The sequence below is a fragment of the Microbacterium sp. C23T genome (assembly GCF_053345975.1).
The window spans coordinates 1-17,030 of sequence record NZ_JBKFBD010000032.1; the positions used below are offsets into that span (position 1 = coordinate 1).

Below are 17,030 nucleotides of genomic sequence, written 5' to 3' on the forward strand. Positions count from 1 at the left end.
GGATGCTGCAGCCCCGCAGGCTGCGGAGGCGCCGGCCGTTGCAGCTGCCGAGGTGGCAGCTGGGCCCACGCGCCCGGAGGCTCCGGGCGACGCGCCAGCGGCGTCCGGAGGGGGCGTGGGGACCGTTCCCGTCGAGACCGTCGCCCCCGCCGCGCCGAGCACCGCGACCGGCGTCCCGCTGACGCAGCCGCTGCCGTTCCGTCGCACGGTCTGGGCCGGGGCCACCGCCACGACCCACCCCGCGGCCAAGGCGGAGCCGAAGCGGATCGGACCGTTCACGCGAGGCCAGTGGGCCGGCGCGGTGATCGTCGGCGGCGCGGGACTCCTCTACGCCGCGGGCATGGCCGTGTTCGCGGTGCGCTGGCTGCTCTCGACGCAGTGGGGCGTGGACTTCCTCGCGGCCTACCCGGGCGAGTACCACCTGCCGGAGGGAGCGCCGGTGGGCGTCCCAGCCTGGCTCGGGTGGCAGCACTTCTTCAACGTGTTCCTGATGGTGCTGATCATCCGCACCGGTCTGCAGGTGCGCACCGAGAAGCGCCCGACGGTGTTCTGGTCGCCGCGCAGCAACGGCCGGCGCAAGATGAGCCTGAACCTGTGGTTCCACCAGTCGCTCGACATCCTGTGGATCGTCAACGGCGTGATCTTCGTGGTGCTGCTGTTCGTGACCGGCCAGTGGATGAAGATCGTGCCCACGTCGTGGGAGGTGTTCCCCAACGCGATCTCGGCGGGCCTGCAGTACGTGTCGCTGGACTGGCCGACCGAGAACGGCTGGGTGAACTACAACTCGCTGCAGCAGCTCGCGTACTTCGCGACGGTGTTCCTCGCCGCACCTCTGGCGATCGCGACCGGCGTGCGGATGAGCCATGTCTGGCCGAAGAACGCGGCCGGGCTGAACAAGGCGTACCCGGTGGAGTGGGCGCGCGCCGTGCACTTCCCGGTGATGCTCTACTTCGTCGTGTTCATCGCGGTGCACGTGTTCCTGGTGTTCGCGACCGGAGCGCTGCGCAACCTCAACCACATGTACGCGGCGAAGGGCTCGGTCGACCCGAACGCGTACGCCGACAACTGGACCGGGTTCTGGTTCTTCGCCCTGTCGCTCGCTGTGATCGCAATCGCGTGGGTGGCCGCGCGGCCGCTCGTGCTCGCGCCGATCGCCCGCCTGTTCGGCAAGGTCTCCGGCCGCTGACGCGACCGGACTACTCGACGACGATGCCGGCGAGGTCGGCGAGGGCCGACGCCATGAGCTGCAGCTGCTCGGGCGAGATGGTCGCGCCGCGGAGGCCCTCCATCCCGACGACCTGACCCACGTCGGCCCCGCGCAGGTCGACGTCTGTCAGTCGCGCCCCGCTGGCGTTCAGCGTGCCGATGCGGGCGCCGTCGAACGCGACGCGGCGGGCCGAGGCATCCAGCAGGTCCATCTCGTCGATGGTGCAGTCGACGAAGGCGACGTCGAGCAGCTCTGCCCCGCGGAGGTTCACGTAGCTGAGCTTGCAGCGAGTGAATCGGATGCCGCGCCAGGCCACGTCGTAGGCCTCGACGGAGCCGAACCGGCTGTCGCGGAGCTCGACATCGCGCCAGCCGCCGCGTGCGGCCGAGACCGCGGGCACGTTGGCGCCGGCGAAGACGGACTCGACGAGGTGGGCACCGCGGAGCGCCCACGTTCCGAGGTCGAGGCCGTCGAAGCGGCACGCCTCGACGGTGGCGCCGGACTCGAGCTGCCACGTGTCGCGGGCGATGCCCGCGTACGCGACGCCGTCGAGGCGCCCGGAGTCGAGCATCTCGTCGTCGCCGGGATCGAGTGCGCCCAGCGACGATTCGTCGAAGTCGAAGGTGGGCGGCTGGGTGCCCTGGGTCTTGCGGGATCTGGCAGCTGGCATCGCGGCAACCTTAGCCCGTCCCGCCGACGCCGCACCTCGCAGAGCATCCGGAGAGGGGGGATAACCCGAAGAGAAGTCTCCGGGTGCCTCGGGCGCGCGACGCGGCGTGCGCGCCTAACTTTGGTGACATGACCTCCTCGGACTCTCCTCCCGTCCGCCCGGTGACGCGGCCCGCCCAGGTGGCGGGCGCCATCGCGCAGCTCGCGGCCCTCGGCGTGATCGGCGCCGCGGCCTTCTCCCTCCTCTTCACACTGCTCGGCGTCGGCATCGGCCTGGTGTTCGTGATCGGCATCGGCCTCGTCCTCCTCGTCGGCCTCGTCTACGTGCTCTTCGCGCTCGGCTGGCTCGAGACCGAGCGCGTCGACGGTCTGTACCGGTTCGGGCTTCCGCGGCTGCGTCCGCGGACCAGCGGCCGGCCCGGCTTCGGCGGGCTCCTGCGCACGATCTGGATGCAGGCCATCGACCCCGGCACGTGGCGCGCGATCGCGAACCTCGCGATCGCGACGATCCTCGGTTGGGTCGTCGTGGCCCTCGCCGGACTCCTGGTCTCGGGCGTCGCCCTCGTGTTCGCGCCGCTGTTCGCCGACGCGAGCGCCGTGCGGCTCGCGCGTACCGGCATCGAGGTGCCGCTCGCCTGGGCGGTCCCCGTGGGCATCTTCGCGGCGCTCTTCTCGGCCGCCGCGCTCATCGGCCTCGGCGTGCTCCACGGCATCATCGCGCGGGCGATCATGGTCCCCTCGCGCGAGGCCCAGCTCGCCGCCGCGGCCCGCATGTCGAGCCAGCAGCACGCCGGCGCGGTGCGCGCCGCCGACGTCGAGCGCACGCGCATCGAGCGCGACCTCCACGACGGCGTCCAGCCGCGGCTCGTGTCCGTCGGTATGACGCTCGGGCTCGCGCAGCAGAAGATCGACGCCGACCCTGAGGCCGCCAAGGCCCTCATCACCGAGGCGCACACCTCGACGAAGGCGGCCATCACCGAACTGCGGCAGCTGGCCCGAGGCATCCACACCTCCGTCCTCGACGATCGCGGTCTCGACGCCGCCATCTCGGCGCTCATCGCCCGCTCGGTCGTGCCGGTGCACACCGACGTCCGCCTCGACGGCCGGTGCAGCCGTGACACCGAGGCCGCTGCGTACTTCGTGATCGCCGAGGCCCTCACCAACGCCGCCAAGCACTCGCGCGCGACCGAGGTGCGCGTGGTCGCGCGACTGCGCGAGCCCGGCACGCTGTGGGCCCGCGTCGAGGACAACGGCGTCGGCGGCGCGCGGGTCATCCCCGGCGGAGGCCTCGACGGCATCGTCAACCGCGTCCTCGCGGCCGGCGGCGAGGCGCGCATCGACAGCCCCGCCGGCGGGCCGACGAGCGTGGAGGTGAGCATCCCGTGCGCATCCTGATCTGCGAGGACTCGGCGCTGCTGCGCGCCGGCCTGGTGCGGGTGCTCGAAGACTCCGGCCACGAGGTGGTCGCCGCCCTCCCCGACGCGTCGCGGCTCGACGAGACCGTCGATGAGACGGCGCCCGACCTCTGCATCCTCGACGTGCGGCTGCCGCCGACGTGGGTGGACGAGGGCATCCGCGCGGCCCTGTCGCTGCGGGCGCGCCTGCCCCAGCTCGCGGTGCTCGTGCTCTCGCAGTACGTCGAGGAGCGCTACGCCGCCGACCTCATCTCGTCCAGCGGCGGAGCCCTCGGCTACCTCCTCAAGGATCGCGTGGCCGACGTCACCGACTTCCTCGAGGCGATCGAGCGCATCGCGGCCGGTGCCACGGTGCTCGACCCCGAAGTGGTGGCGCAGCTGCTCAGCCGCAGGACGAGGGACGAACGGATGCTGCGCCTCACCGAACGCGAGGCCTCCGTGCTCGCGCTCATCGCAGAGGGGCGCTCCAACCAGGCCATCGCCAAGACGCTGCACGTCACCGAGGGCAGCGTCGAGAAGCACATCACCGCGGTCTTCCAGAAGCTGGACCTCGAACCCGACGAATCGGGCAACCGGCGCGTGCTCGCCGCGATCGCCCACCTCGAGCACGGCGGCCCGACGCCGCCGGCTCCGACGACACCGAGCGGCCGCGGGCCGCAGACAGGAACGAACCGATGAGCACGACCCTGACCCCTCCTCCCGTGGTGCCCGACAGCCCCGTCGAACCGCCGCGCCCCTCCTCCGGTGGATCGCGCGCCGTCGCGATCGTCGTGATCGTGCTGGGCGGCATCGTGCTCCTCGGCGCGGGGATCTCGGCCGCTGTCGGGACCATCGCCTCGGCAGCGGTCCACACCTCGACCCGCACGGCCGACGCCGCCGGCGTCGAGGAGCTCGACGTCGACGCCGCCGCCGGAACGCTGCGCGTCGAGTTCTCCGATGTCCGGGAGGCCGAGCTCGAGGTGACGAGCTCGTGGGGCGCCGGCGACTGGCGCCTCGAGCGCGACGGTGACACGCTGCAGGTCTCGTCGCCCGACCGCGACTGGTTCGGCTGGCGCGGATGGTTCGGCGACGGGGGAGCGGATGCCGTGCTGCGGCTGCCTGCGTCGCTGGAAGGACTGGACGCCGACATCTCGCTCGCGGCCGGCGAGTTCGTGACGGACGGCGAGTTCGGCGAGCTGGACCTCTCGCTCGCGGCCGGCTCGTTCAACGTGACAGGCTCGGCGGACTCGCTCAGCGCGGACGTCAGCGCCGGGCGCGGCACCCTCGAGCTGGACGGGGTGCGCGAGGCGGACCTCACCGTGAGCGCGGGCTCGCTCGACGCGACCCTGACCGGCACCGCGCCGGACGCGATCGAGCTCGACGTGAGCGCCGGTTCGCTGCGGCTCACGGTGCCCGAGGGCGAGTACGACGTGCGCTCGGAGGTCTCGGCCGGCCAGTTCGACAACAACATCGGCTCCACGCCCGGCGCATCCCACACGATCGACGTGCAGGTCTCGGCGGGCCAGGCGGTGCTCAAGTCCGGGAGCTGACCACTCGGATCCCCCTTCCGGCCCGTCGTCGCGGCTCTGCGACGGCGGGTCGGTCTTGTGCGGCCGGGAACCGTGGGTCAGGGGCCGGAGCTGAACGCCTCCGCCTCGGCGTCGCGGCCACGGGCGAGGCCGGCGGTGAATCCCTCGGCGTAGGCCTCGTCGGCGCCGAGGCGGAACATGTCCTTCTCGAGCGGGCGCACGATCGAGCGGGCGCCGGGAAGATCCAGGGGGCCCACGAGGTCGGCGCGGCCGCGCACCACGGCGACGGGGCGCCGCGTCGCCTTGCCCTTGACGAGGTCCGCCGCCGCCGCGAGCTCGTCCCCGGCGCACGGCATCGTGACGACCAGCGGGCGGCCCTCGGCATCCGTGCCCCCGCGGAGGTCCTCGAAGACGTGCACGCCGCCCGCGCCGATCGCGTGGTCGGTCTGGCCCTCCCGCCAGGCGCGGCCGAGCGTATCGGAGACGATGACGCCGACCTGGGCGCCGAGGCGCTCCCGCAGGCCCGCGGCGATCGCCCGCGCGGACGCGTCGGGGTCGACGGGCAGCAGCAGCACCGTGCCCTCGGGGGTGTTGGACGCGTCGACGCCGGCCGCGGCCGAGACCATGCCGAGGCGGTTCTCGACGATGCGCGTCGTGGAGCCGTTGGGGGTGGTGCGGGATGCCACGACCCGCACGGTCTCGGACGTGATCGCGTCTTCGCGGTCGTCGGCGACGACGAAGCGCCCTTCGGCCTTCGACACGATCTTCGACGTCACCACGAGGATGTCGCCGTCCGCGAGCTCGTCGCCCGCCGCGCGGGCGATGACATCGACGAGGTCGGTGCCGGCCTCGATCTCGGGGATGCCCTCGAGGGGCCAGACGGTGAGCGCGGTGCGAGGCGGCATGGGTCCAGTCTTCCGGATGCGCGGGCGCTCCGGCTCCGACGCCGGAAACGCCGAGGGGGCGCGCCCGGCGAACCGGACACGCCCCCTCGGGACAGCGGGGATCAGCGCACGAAGCGCACCTCGGTGAGGGTCTCGCCGAGGAAGGGCTCGGTGTGCGTCGCGCCGTCGAGGGCGAAGCCGTTGCGCGTGTAGAAGCGGTGCGCGCGGGGGTTGTCGTCGGCGACCCACAGGTACAGGCCCTCGGCCGGCTCGACGACCGCGTCGAAGAGCTTCTGGCCGATGCCGGTGCCGTGGTGGGCGTCGAGCAGGTAGATGAAGTACAGCTCGCGGAAACGCGGGGCGTCCTTGTCGCGGGCGGGGCCGGAGCCGGCGAATCCGACGATGTCGCCGTTCACGAGGGCGGCGAACATCTTGAACTCGGGACCCTGGACGGCCCAGTGGGTCCAGAGCTCGGCGAGGCGCTTTGGCGAGACGGCCTCGAGGGCGGCCTTGCTGATGAGGTGGTCGTACGTCTCGTGCCAGGCGGTCGCGTGGACGCGCCCGAGGGCCTCCGCGTCGACGTCACGCACCGGACGGACGACGATGTCGGTCTGGGTTTCGGCTTCCATGGCCAGACTCTACGCGCGTCGGCGCGAGACCCGAAATCGGGGTAACGCCGGGTGAACGAGGGTTGACAAAAGGATGCAGCGGCCCGGCGATTGTCGGAGATCCCGCCGGAATCGGGCCGATTCATCCGCAGCATCCGAATTCGGCGGGATCTCCGAATCTCACGGCGCACCGATCAGTGCGGGCGCCGGGGTGAAGCTGTCGGGATTCGACAACCGAATCGGCGGAGTCGTCGAGGATCGCTACGATCGCACCTCGTGAACGTGATGTGGCGGACCCTGATCGTGATGGTGACCGCGCGGCGCAGGCTGCGGCGCGGCGGACGACTCGGTCCGAACGAGATCAGCCGGATCCGGCTCACGACGCTGCTCACCGACATCGACCTGCTGCGTCACATGAACAACGGCCGCTACCTCTCGCTGTTCGACCTCGGCCGGTGGGATCTGCTCGTGCGCACCGGCCTGTGGGACGTCATGAAGACCTACGGCTGGTACGCCGTCGTCTCGAGCGAGACGGTGACCTTCCGCAAGTCGCTCAATCTGTGGCAGAAGTTCGACGTCGAGTCGCGCATGATCGGGCACGACGACAAGGCCGTCTATCTCGAGCATCGCGCGGTGGTCGGCGGCGAGGTGTACGCCCGCGCGATCATTCGCGCCCGCATGATGAAGCGCTCCGGGGGAACGCTCTCGCACGAGGAGCTCTTCGCCGCGATCGGCCGCCCCGAGGGTGTTCCGGAAGTGGATGCGTGGGTGCACGAGTGGGCTGCAGCATCCGCCCTTCCTCCCACCCGTGCGGAGGCTCCCAGCGTCTGGAGCTGAAAGATCAGCGGAAGACGACGCTGGCGATCAGTGACACGGCAGCGAGGATGCCGACGTTGATGGTCGCGAGGAGCACCGTCCAGAAGCGGCCGGGCTCGAAGCGGGTCCACGTGCGGTGGTCGACGGCATCGAGCGCCGCGTCGAGGGAGTGGTACCGGCCGATCGTCCGGCGTCCGCGCGTCGCGACATAGCCCCGCTCGTCCCGCTTCACCTCACCGACCTGGCGTCCGGAGCGGTCGGCTGTCCACGCGCCGCGCTCGGGGGTCGTCCAATGGATCTCACCGGCCCAGACTTCGGAGTGCTGTGTCATGCCTCCACGCTAAGGACGCGTCATCCATCGCTGTGGGTCTTGACAGATGCGCTCGGCTGCGTCTATCGCGTCGGGGTGGGTTCGTCGGGCTCGGGCACGATCGTGAGGCCCGCGGGCGAGTTCGCCGCCTTGGTGAGAGCCTCCACCCACGCCGGGTTGAGGCGCGGCTGACGCCCGCCGAAGTACTCGAACGCCAGCGAGACGTTCGGGCTCAGCCACACCGACGTGCGTCCGAGGCCGGCGCGGGTGGGGTCGCTCCAGGTGAACGGGAACGACTCGCCGCGTCGCAGCTTGGCCCAGATGACCGCCTGCAGATGCGCGAGAATCCGATCGTCGATCGACGTCGTGACGCGGGTGTCGTAGGTGAGCGTGCCCATCGCCCCCACCTTAGCCCCCGCGACAGGGGACGGTACCCGATCCGGTCGCGCGGGCGATGCGGCGTAGTATACGCAGATTCCGCGCCCGTGTCCGGTGTTGCGCCTGGATGCGAACGTCCTCGACGCTGGTGGCATGGTTCGTCCTCCCCAGCTCACTCGTGACCTGCGTGCCGCGCTCTCCGGCGGCGAGCTGTGGATCGCGTTCCAGCCTCAGTACGACCTGGACCCGGCTGGTCCCGCCGATGCCACGGCACCCACGGATCCCGTCGCCGTCGAGGCGCTCTGCCGTTGGAACCATGCGCTTCTCGGCGCCGTACCCCCCGACACGTTCATTCCGCTGGCAGAGGAGGGGCGATTCCTCGATGAGGTCGATCTGCAGGTCTTCGAACGGGCGACGGAACAGGTGACGCGGTGGCGAGAGTCGGGTCATCCGCTCGGGCTCTCGGTGAACGCCTCTCCGGCGCATTTCTCGAGGCGGTATGCCGACACCATCGTCGCGCGGCTGGACCGGCTCGGCGTCGACCCGGCGGGGATGACGGTCGAGATCACGGAAGCGCCGACGCCTCAACTGCGCCCCGAGATGATCACCGCGATGCAGGCATTGCAGTCCGTGGGCATCGCGATCTCGGTGGACGACTACGCCGGCGGAAACACCACCGTGGGCATGCTGGAAGCGCTGCCGATCGACGAGGTCAAGATCGACCGATCACTCACGCAACGCACCGACGCCGAAGCCCATGACGCCGTCGCCGCCGTGGTCGCCAGCAGCGCCCAGCACGGCTGGCGGGTGGTCGCCGAGGGCATCGAGACCTTCGCGGACCTCCAGCGCTCCCGCGATCGCGGCTGCGACCTCGGGCAGGGCTACCTGTGGGGGCTTCCGATGCCGTCCGAGGAGATGGACGCGCTGCTCGCGGCGGTGTGACCGGCGCGAACGACTCGCGTCAGAGCTCGTATTCGGCGAGCTCGTCGTCGGGTTCGTCGACGGGAGCCGCAGGCGCCTCGCCGACCTCGAACTGCGACCACGTCACCGGCATGCCGGGGGAGAACAGGATGTCGACTCCCGGGCCTCCGCGCAGCGGCGGGATGTTCACGTAGCCGCCCCCCGCCTTGATCGCCTCGAGGATCTTGGTCTTCAGCTCCGACACGGGGTCGGGCAGGAAGTAGTCGCGTCCATCGACGGTGAGCCGGTTCACGATCGCCATCGCACCAGCGTACCTGCGCCCACCCGCCCGTAGGATCGACGCGTGGGCATACTTCACTACGGCGCACCCCCGGCGTCTTTCACGATCGACGATCGCACCCTCGCTCACCTCGAGCTGGTCATCATGGCGAAGCTGCGGCGTCGGGAGAACCTGTCGTTCGCCCACGTCGACGACAACACATCGCTGCGTCAGGCCGTCTGGATCTCGCCGGTGACGACGCTCCGGTTCGAGTACGAGGGCCCGATGCCCGAGATCAACCGGCTCTGGCTGCAGGATCTGATCGACGCGGCGAACTCGTCGTCCGGGCTCCGGGTCCTCCCCGAGCCCGACCTTCCGTCACGCTGAGACCCGACCGCCGCCGTCGCGCTTCGCGCGGTACATCGCCGCGTCCGCGGCGTCCAGCAGTCCTCCGGGAGAGATCCCGCGCTCGGCCGCCACGACGCCCGCGGAGGCGCCCACGGCGACCTCGACGCCCCGCACCGTGATCGGCTCGGTGATCGCCGCCAGCGCCCTCCCGGCGATCGCCGCGGCCTCCTCCGGGCCCGCGCTGACGCAGACGATCACGAACTCGTCGCCGCCCAGCCGCACGACGATGTCGGAACCGCGCGCCACGCCGCTCAGCCGGCGGCCGATCGCGGCCAGCACGGCGTCGCCCATCTCGTGACCGTACGTGTCGTTGATGAGCTTGAAGTCGTCGAGGTCGAGGAAGACCACGGCCACGGCGGCCTCCGAGCCGTGCAGCAGCTCGTCGAGCCGGTCGTCGAGGAAACGCCGGTTGTGGAGGCCCGTGAGAGCATCGCGCAGCGCGAGCTCCGCGAGCTCCGCCTGGGTTCGGGCGACCATCGCCGACCTGATCTCCTCGCCGAGGTCGAAGGCGTCCTGGGCGTGCTCACCCCACGGGAGGCTCCGGCCCGTGACGCTCTCGCGCCAGGCGGAGAACGACCGGCGAGGGGAGAGCGGCGTGTCGCGGTTCTCCGGTCGCTGATCGCCGAGCCAGTCGACGGTGCGCGAGACCTCGCTGCGCACGAACACGAGCGTGTCGCCGTCGCCGCCGAGCGGCACGATGAGCAGGCCGGTGACGCCCGGCACCTCGACCGCGAGCTCCGGCCGTTCGATCGGGAGCGCCTCCCACAGCAGCCGTCCTGGGCCGAGTTCGTCGATCACGGCGAACAGGCGAGCAGGGGACGGCACGACGCCCACGGTGTGGACCGTCTCGCCCATCCGCAGCAGAGCGCCGTCGGCGGGGACCACGTCGAGCACGGTCCGCTCGCCGCTCATCAGGACGGCGCCGACGTCGCCGCGCCCGTACAGCGGAGCGATGATGGCGATCCGCCGCTCGCGCGCCTCGAGCTGCCTGCGCAGGCGCCGGATCTGCTCAGCGGCGGCGAGCTGGGTGACGACCTGGGTCGCCATCACTTCCAGGGCGCGGCGCAGGAGCACCGGAATACGCCGTGGGGTGCGGTGCGCGCACGTGAACATCCCCACGAGGCGGTCCTCGATGACGAGGCCGAACGACACGGTCGCCGCCTGGCCCATGTTCCGCATGAACGCGAGGTGGTGCGGCGACACGGCGCGCAGCTCGGTGCCGCCGAGATCGATGGGAGCTTCTTCCGGCAGGAGCGTGTGGAGGGCGAGGCCAGGGTCCTCGGTGTCGGCGATCACCCGTGAGCGCTTCTCGATGTACAGCGCACGCGCCTGCGCCGGGATGTCGGAGGCGGGGAAATGGAGTCCGAAGTACGGCTCCATGTCGGGCTCGCGCTCGTCGGCCACGACCTGGCCGTGCCCGTCCTCGTGGAACTCGTAGCACATGACCCGGTCGAAGCCGGTGATGGCCTTGATCTCGCGGGCGGCCTGCTGCCGCAGTTCGTCGGGGTCGGTGACCCCCGCCAGCCGCTGTATCGCGCCGACGACTCCGGTGCGGACGTACTCGAGCTCCGGGACGACGGGCTCGAGCTCGACGATGAGCGGCGCGGTGCCGCGGTGCGCGATGACGTCGTAGAGCGAACCGTCGAACTCCGCTCGTACCGGATCGACGGCCAGTCCCTGGCCGATCGCCCAGGAGAGCGTCTCGCTGCCGGCCTCGCGGAGGTCGCGTCCGAGCCAGCGCTCGACGTTCTCGCTCGCCACGACCACGACTCCGGTCGCCTCGTCGATGCCGAAGAGGGCGCCGTGCGCCTGGATGCGTCCGATCGTGCGGATCTGCTCCTGCGAGCATTCCTGGAGGCGGAGCGTCTCGGCATCGTCGCGGGGACGATCTCCGTCGAAGACGAGGGCAGGCGTATCGGTCAACGCGGGTCCTTAGGAGCGTGGCGGGTGGGGGGAACTGCGTCGGCGAGAGCCTCATCCTATGCGTGAGGGGATCCGAAACCTAAGAATCCTCAGTCCAGCGGGGACGTAGCGCAACCAGCGCCCGCGCGCAACGGGTTTGCCGCTCGCCGCGTGCGGAGGTTGCCTGGCAGTGGTGGCGCCGGCCGACCCCCGCCGGCGTCGGAGGGAGAAGGAGGAGCCGTGGATACGACCACCCTGATCTGGATCATCGTCGGCGTCGTCATCGTGCTCGCGATCGTCGTCGTCGCCCTGCTGCTGACCGCGCGCGGGCGCCGCGAGCGTCGCCGGGAGCACCAGCACGATCGCGCCGAGAAGATGCGCGAAGACGCGCGCGAGACCGAGCTGCAGGCCCGGCAGCACGAGGCCGAGGCGGCACGTGCCCGCGCGGACGCCGCAGCCGCAGCCGCGGCCGCGGAAGACGCCAAGGCGCGGGCGGCCGAAGCGTCGATGGACGCCGAACGCCGGGCCGGACGCGTCGACGACCACCGCGCCGAAGCGGAGGACCTGCGTCAGCAGCACGCGGAGGCGATGCGCAAGGCCGACGACGTCGACCCCTACGTCGACGGCACCGGTGCCCGCAACGCTGCTGCCCCCTCAGTCGCTGCGTATACGGGCGACTCCGGCGACGACCGAGACACGGTGCTCGAGGGCACCGAGCGCGACCGCCGCGCGAACACGGACGAGCGGCCGCCGACTCCGCCCGAACGGCACGAGCACACCGAGCGCACCTGACCGGGAGACGGATGCTGCGACCCCGCCACGGCGCGGCCCTCGGGCCCGCTACGTGCGTGGGGGCGCAGCATCCGTCCGCCGAAGCGGAAACGCGTCGTGCAGGGCGCGCCGCACCTCCAGGATGCCCGCGCGCGCCCGCGACGCGGTGCGCTGCGCGGTGAAGATCTCGCGCGCGGGGCGACCGGGGAGATCGAGCAGCGACACCGGGACCGCCGACCCCTCCCACAGCAGGTCGGGCAGCACGGCGACGGCCTGCCCGGCCGCAACCAGGCGCGCGTGGGCCGACAGATCGGCCAGCTCGTACCGCACGTCGGGCTCGAACCCTGCGGCGCGGCACTGCTGCACCGCCCACAGGCGGGCGGCGGTGCCGGCGGGCTCCATCACCCACGGGCGATCGCGCAGGTCGTCGAGCGAGTGGGCGGGATCAGCGGATGACACGGCCAGATGGATCGGGTCGGTGCCGAGCGGGTCGCGCTCGAGACCCGGTGCATGGGCCCGCGTGTGCCCGGGGTACTGCTCGGCGATCACGAGGTCGACGCCGCGCGCCGTGAGCTCGAACAGCCCGAGCTCGGGGGGCATCTCGACGAGCTCGACGCGAAGATCGGGTGCGCGTTCCGACAGCAGTCCGAGCGCAGCGGGCACGATGGCGAGCGCGGCGGTCTGCATGACCGCGACCCTCACCGGCGCGAGCCCCGGGTGCAGCGATTCGAGCTCGCCGCGCGCCTGCTCGTCGAGATCGAGCGCGCGCGCGGCGTGTGCCGCCAGGACGCGACCGTGCTCGGTGAGCCGCACGCGCCGGCCTTCCGGCGCCAGCAGCGCGACACCGGCCTCCTTCTCGAGCTGCGCGAGCTGCTGCGAGATCGTGGACGGACTGTACGAGAGCGCGTCGGCGACGGCGGCGAGCGTGCCGCGCAGCGCGAGCTCGTGGAGCAGTCTGAGGCGACGCAGCTCGAACATCAGCATCCCATCGAGAAATCCGAACGATATAGATCGTAGATGATCGCTTTTCACGAATGAATGGATGCCTCACCCTTGACCTCATGCAGCAGGTGAACCCGATCGCGCACATTGAGGTGCAGGCTGGAAGCACGGAGTCCGACGACGTGACAGCTGGAGTGCGCATGCAAGTACGACCCGACGAGCACCTGGCCGGTGAGGCGATCGCCCTCGCCCAGCGATGGATCGCCGAAAGCGCAGAGGTCGAGGTCGACCCGGCGGCCGAGCGACTGGCCGGTGTGCTCAAGGACCCGAACGGCCTGCCGTTCACCATCGGGTTCGTCGACGGCGTGATGCGTCCCGAGAGCCTGTCGGCCGCCGCATCCCATCTGCATCGCGTCGCCCCCCTCGTTCCCGAGTTCCTGCCGTGGTACCTGCGCGGCGCCGTCCGTGTGGGCGGTGCGGTCGCCCCGGTGCTGCCGTCGCCGGTCGTGCCCATCGCGCGGCGCGTGCTGCGCGAGATGGTCGGGCACCTCGTCGTCGACGCCCGTCCCGACAAGCTCGGTCCCGCGATCGCCGCTCTTCGTGAGAGCGGCGCGCGGCTCAACCTCAACCTCCTGGGCGAGGCGGTGCTCGGCGAGCAGGAGGCGCTGCGCCGGCTCGAGGGCATCCACGAGCTCATCCGCCGGCCGGACGTCGACTACGTCTCGGTCAAGGTCTCGGCGATCGCCAGCCACATCTCGATGTGGGCGTTCGACGAGGTCGTCGAGAAGGTCGTCGCCCGGCTTCGCCCGCTGTACCTCACGGCGGCCTCACCCACGAGCTCGGTGAACGGTCCGACGTTCATCAACCTCGACATGGAGGAGTACCGCGACCTCGATCTCACGATCGCGGTGTTCACGCGCCTCCTCGCCGACCCGCGCCTTCGCCACCTCGAAGCCGGCATCGTGCTCCAGGCCTACCTGCCCGACGCGCTGCCCGCGCTCGAGCGGCTCACGGCGTGGGCGCAGGAGCGTGTCGCGAACGGCGGCGCGCGCATCAAGGTGCGCCTCGTGAAGGGCGCGAACCTCGCGATGGAGCGCGTCGACGCGGTCATGCACGACTGGAGCCTCGCCACGTACGGCGAGAAGGTCGACTCCGACGCGAACTACGTGCGGTGCCTCCGGTTCGCGCTCGAGAAGGAGCGCACCCGCGCGGTGCGGATCGGCGTCGCCGGTCACAACCTCTTCGACATCGCCTACGCCTGGCTGCTCGCAGGCAAGGCCGGTGTACGTGAGGATGTCGAGTTCGAGATGCTGCTCGGCATGGCGCAGGGCCAGGTCGAGGCGGTCACGCGCGAGGTCGGCCATGTGCTGCTGTACGTGCCGGTCGTACGTCCCGACGAGTTCGATGTGGCGATCAGCTACCTGGTGCGACGCCTCGAGGAGAACGCCTCGAGCGACAACTTCCTGTCGGCCGCCTTCGACCTCGCCGACGACCCGGCGATGTTCGACCGCGAGCGCGACCGGTTCCTCGCGTCCCTCGCCCGCGCCGACGATCCGGCGCTCGCGACCGGCGCGAACCGGTCACAGGACCGCGCCGCCGAGGCGATCGCGACCACCGACCCCGATGCGGCCCGAGCCGACTCCCCGCGCGCGCAGGCGCGGCTGCGCCGAGCCGCCGCGGCGTCCGACGAGGCCGGTCTGACGCAGGCCGTGATCGGCATAGCGCGCTCGGCTGTGCCGGGCGACACCGCCCCGGTCGAGCGGTCCGTCCCCGAGCAGGTGTTCGGCGCCGAGGCGTTCGTCGAGACCGCGGTGTTCGCGCCGCGCGAGTCCGCGGCCCGCGTCGCGGGCGCGCCGGGCTTCCGCAACACCGCCGACAGCGACCCGGCCCTGCCGGCGAACCGCGCCTGGGCGCGCAGCATCCTGTCCCGCATCGAGACCTCGCGCGCCGGCGACGCCACGGTCGAGGCGGCCCGTGTCACCGACGAGCCCGCGCTGCAGGGCATCGTCACGCGCGTGCGCGATGCCGCGCCGGCGTGGGGCGCTCTTCCTGCCGCCGAGCGCAGCCTGGTGCTGGCCGCCGCCGCGCGCGCACTCGAAGCCCGTCGCGGCGAGCTCATCGAGGTCGCCGCCTCCGAGACCGGCAAGGTCTTCGCCGAGGCCGATGTCGAGGTCAGCGAGGCCGTCGACTTCGCGAACTACTACGCCGCCACCGCGCGCGAACTCGACCGTGTGAGCGGCGCGGTGTTCGAGCCGGCTCGGCTCACCGTCGTGACGCCGCCGTGGAACTTCCCGATCGCGATCCCCGCCGGCGGAGTGCTGGCGGCGCTCGCCGCGGGATCGGGCGTCGTCTTCAAGCCCGCGCCGCAGGCACGGCGCTGCGCGGCGGTCGTCGCCGAGGCGCTGTGGGAGGCGGGCGTGCCGCGCGACGTGCTCGCGCTCGTCGACATCGACGAGGGCGGTCTCGGTCAGGCGCTGCTGTCACACCCGGACGTCGACCGGGTGATCCTCACCGGCGCGTGGGAGACCGCGGCCCTGTTCCGCTCGTGGCGACCCGACCTCCCGCTCCTCGCCGAGACGAGCGGCAAGAACGCGATGATCGTCATGCCGACGGCGGACCTCGATCTCGCGGCATCCGATCTCATCAAGAGCGCGTTCGGCCACGCCGGCCAGAAGTGCTCCGCCGCGTCGCTCGCGATCCTCGTGGGTCCGGTCGGCCACTCGCAGCGCTTCGCGCGTCAGCTGGTGGATGCTGCGACCTCCCTCCGGGTCGGACCGCCGTCCGACCCGCTCAGCGAGGTCGGCCCGGTCGTCGAGGCGCCGCGCGGCAAGCTGCAGTGGGCGCTCACCACCCTCGACGAGGGGGAGCAGTGGCTCGTCGAGCCGAAGCGCGTGGACGGGGCGCCCGAGTACGACGGGCGGCTCTGGAGCCCCGGCATCCGCACCGGCGTGCAGCCCGGCTCGCGCTTCCACCGCGAGGAGTTCTTCGGACCCGTGCTCGGCATCATGCACGCGTCGTCGCTCGCGCACGCGATCGAGCTGCAGAACGCCGTGGCCTACGGCCTCACCGCGGGGCTCTACACGCAGAATCCCGACGACCTCGCGCTGTGGCTCGACCGCGTCGAGGCGGGGAACCTCTACGTCAACCGCGGCATCACCGGTGCGATCGTGCAGCGCCAGCCGTTCGGCGGGTGGAAGCGCTCGTCGGTCGGCGCCGGCGCCAAGGCGGGCGGGCCCAACTACCTCGTCGGCCTCGGCCGGTGGCGCGCCACCTCGGGCGCCCCGACGTCGGCGACGCTGCACCTGCGTGGTCTCGACACCCGCATCGTCGCCCTCATCGAGGCGGCGCAGCCGTCGCTGGACTACGAGGCGTTCGAGTGGCTCCGTCGCGGTGCCCTGTCGGACGCCATCGCGTGGGACCGTGAGTACGGCCAGGTCAAGGACGTGTCGGGCCTCGGCGTCGAGCGCAACCTCTTCCGCTACCGCCCGATCCCGGCCGTCGCGCTGCGCGCCACGGCAGACGCCTCGTGGCAGGCCGTGCTGCGTGTCGTGATCGCGGGTCTGCGTGCCGGATCGCGACTGACGCTGAGCGCGCCCGTGGGCCTCCCCGCCGCCGTGCGCCGCGTGCTGGCGGAGGAGGATGTCGCCGTGTTCGTCGAGACCGACGAGCAGTGGCTCGAGCGCCTCACCGCCGTCGACATCGTCGCAGCGGCCGCCGACGCCGACCCCGAGCCGCGACCCGCGCGCGTGCGACTCATCGGCCAGCCCGACTCGGTCGCGGCGCTGCACACCGTCGTCGCGCAGGCCATGGGCGGTGACCCCGATCTCGCCGTCTACGACAACGAGGTCACCACCGCCGGCCGGCTCGAGCTGCTGCCGTTCCTCCACGAGCAGTCCGTGACGATCACCGCGCATCGCTTCGGCAACCCCGATCCCTGGAGCGAGTCCGTCATCTGACGCGGACGGATGCTGCGGCCCGCAGCATCCGTCGGCCCCGCCGTCTGCGTCTTTCGATATGGCTGCTCACGGGTTC

Annotated in this window: 17 protein-coding genes; 9 read left to right on the forward strand and 8 right to left on the reverse strand. The window is 71.7% G+C overall.

Going from position 1 to position 17,030, the window contains the following annotated elements; translation table 11 throughout:
- The coding region (locus ACLBXX_RS16685) for a cytochrome b/b6 domain-containing protein (RefSeq protein WP_447658961.1) at positions 1–1,186 on the forward strand (1,186 nt) is incomplete at its 5' end.
- A 10-nt stretch (positions 1,187–1,196) separates the two neighbouring features.
- Here the strand turns inward: ACLBXX_RS16685 and ACLBXX_RS16690 are convergent.
- Complete coding sequence (locus ACLBXX_RS16690; protein ID WP_447658962.1) at positions 1,197–1,877, reverse strand: pentapeptide repeat-containing protein; 681 nt, start codon at positions 1,875–1,877, stop codon at positions 1,197–1,199.
- Positions 1,878–2,005: 128 nt separating this feature from the next.
- Here ACLBXX_RS16690 and ACLBXX_RS16695 point away from each other — a divergent pair, with 128 nt between their 5' ends.
- From ACLBXX_RS16695 to ACLBXX_RS16705, 3 genes are read left to right on the forward strand one after another with little or no spacing between them, the layout of a single operon-like run.
- Entirely contained in the window at positions 2,006–3,271 is a 1,266-nt protein-coding gene (locus ACLBXX_RS16695) for a histidine kinase (protein ID WP_447658963.1), read from the forward strand.
- Entirely contained in the window at positions 3,259–3,969 is a 711-nt protein-coding gene (locus ACLBXX_RS16700) for a response regulator transcription factor (protein WP_310286093.1), read from the forward strand. Before ACLBXX_RS16695 ends, ACLBXX_RS16700 begins: the two co-directional genes overlap by 13 nt.
- A complete protein-coding gene (locus tag ACLBXX_RS16705; protein ID WP_447658964.1) occupies positions 3,966–4,820 on the forward strand; it encodes a hypothetical protein in 855 nt (284 codons plus the stop codon). Before ACLBXX_RS16700 ends, ACLBXX_RS16705 begins: the two co-directional genes overlap by 4 nt.
- Positions 4,821–4,897: 77 nt before the next feature.
- On the opposite strand, the gene cofE is transcribed toward ACLBXX_RS16705, so the two are convergent.
- Complete coding sequence (gene cofE, locus ACLBXX_RS16710; protein ID WP_447658965.1) at positions 4,898–5,704, reverse strand: coenzyme F420-0:L-glutamate ligase; 807 nt, start codon at positions 5,702–5,704, stop codon at positions 4,898–4,900.
- Positions 5,705–5,805: 101 nt separating this feature from the next.
- Entirely contained in the window at positions 5,806–6,312 is a 507-nt protein-coding gene (locus tag ACLBXX_RS16715; protein WP_056371891.1) for a GNAT family N-acetyltransferase, read from the reverse strand.
- Positions 6,313–6,567: 255 nt separating this feature from the next.
- Between ACLBXX_RS16715 and ACLBXX_RS16720 the strand changes: the two genes are divergently transcribed.
- Positions 6,568–7,128 (forward strand): thioesterase family protein, encoded by a 561-nt coding sequence (locus tag ACLBXX_RS16720; protein ID WP_447658966.1) that lies wholly within the window; start codon positions 6,568–6,570, stop codon positions 7,126–7,128.
- Positions 7,129–7,132: 4 nt separating this feature from the next.
- Here the strand turns inward: ACLBXX_RS16720 and ACLBXX_RS16725 are convergent, their stop codons facing one another.
- Complete coding sequence (locus ACLBXX_RS16725; protein WP_387141049.1) at positions 7,133–7,438, reverse strand: hypothetical protein; 306 nt, start codon at positions 7,436–7,438, stop codon at positions 7,133–7,135.
- Between the two features lie 62 nt (positions 7,439–7,500).
- The gene (locus tag ACLBXX_RS16730) at positions 7,501–7,815 is read right to left on the reverse strand and encodes a DUF7882 family protein (protein WP_387141046.1); all 315 of its coding nucleotides are present in this window, start codon (positions 7,813–7,815) and stop codon (positions 7,501–7,503) included.
- A gap of 133 nt (positions 7,816–7,948) precedes the next feature.
- On the opposite strand from ACLBXX_RS16730, the gene ACLBXX_RS16735 reads away from it, so the two are divergent.
- Positions 7,949–8,737, forward strand: a complete 789-nt coding sequence (locus ACLBXX_RS16735) for an EAL domain-containing protein (protein ID WP_447658967.1) — start codon at positions 7,949–7,951, stop codon at positions 8,735–8,737.
- 19 nt (positions 8,738–8,756) lie between these two features.
- Here ACLBXX_RS16735 and ACLBXX_RS16740 read toward each other — a convergent pair whose 3' ends face one another.
- Positions 8,757–9,017: a hypothetical protein gene (locus tag ACLBXX_RS16740; protein ID WP_387141040.1), complete on the reverse strand. Its 261-nt coding sequence runs from the start codon at positions 9,015–9,017 to the stop codon at positions 8,757–8,759.
- A 42-nt stretch (positions 9,018–9,059) separates the two neighbouring features.
- Between ACLBXX_RS16740 and ACLBXX_RS16745 the strand changes: the two genes are divergently transcribed.
- Complete coding sequence (locus ACLBXX_RS16745) at positions 9,060–9,362, forward strand: DUF7882 family protein (RefSeq protein ID WP_387141037.1); 303 nt, start codon at positions 9,060–9,062, stop codon at positions 9,360–9,362.
- Here ACLBXX_RS16745 and ACLBXX_RS16750 read toward each other — a convergent pair.
- Positions 9,354–11,306 (reverse strand): diguanylate cyclase domain-containing protein, encoded by a 1,953-nt coding sequence (locus ACLBXX_RS16750; RefSeq protein WP_447658968.1) that lies wholly within the window; start codon positions 11,304–11,306, stop codon positions 9,354–9,356. The genes ACLBXX_RS16745 and ACLBXX_RS16750 overlap by 9 nt on opposite strands.
- A gap of 219 nt (positions 11,307–11,525) precedes the next feature.
- Between ACLBXX_RS16750 and ACLBXX_RS16755 the strand changes: the two genes are divergently transcribed.
- Positions 11,526–12,077: a hypothetical protein gene (locus ACLBXX_RS16755; protein WP_447658969.1), complete on the forward strand. Its 552-nt coding sequence runs from the start codon at positions 11,526–11,528 to the stop codon at positions 12,075–12,077.
- Between the two features lie 48 nt (positions 12,078–12,125).
- Here ACLBXX_RS16755 and ACLBXX_RS16760 read toward each other — a convergent pair whose 3' ends face one another.
- Positions 12,126–13,034, reverse strand: coding sequence for a LysR family transcriptional regulator (locus tag ACLBXX_RS16760; RefSeq protein ID WP_447658970.1), 909 nt, complete (start codon positions 13,032–13,034; stop codon positions 12,126–12,128).
- Between the two features lie 164 nt (positions 13,035–13,198).
- On the opposite strand from ACLBXX_RS16760, the gene ACLBXX_RS16765 reads away from it, so the two are divergent.
- Positions 13,199–16,954: a bifunctional proline dehydrogenase/L-glutamate gamma-semialdehyde dehydrogenase gene (locus tag ACLBXX_RS16765; RefSeq protein ID WP_447658993.1), complete on the forward strand. Its 3,756-nt coding sequence runs from the start codon at positions 13,199–13,201 to the stop codon at positions 16,952–16,954.
- Positions 16,955–17,030: the final 76 nt, after the last annotated feature.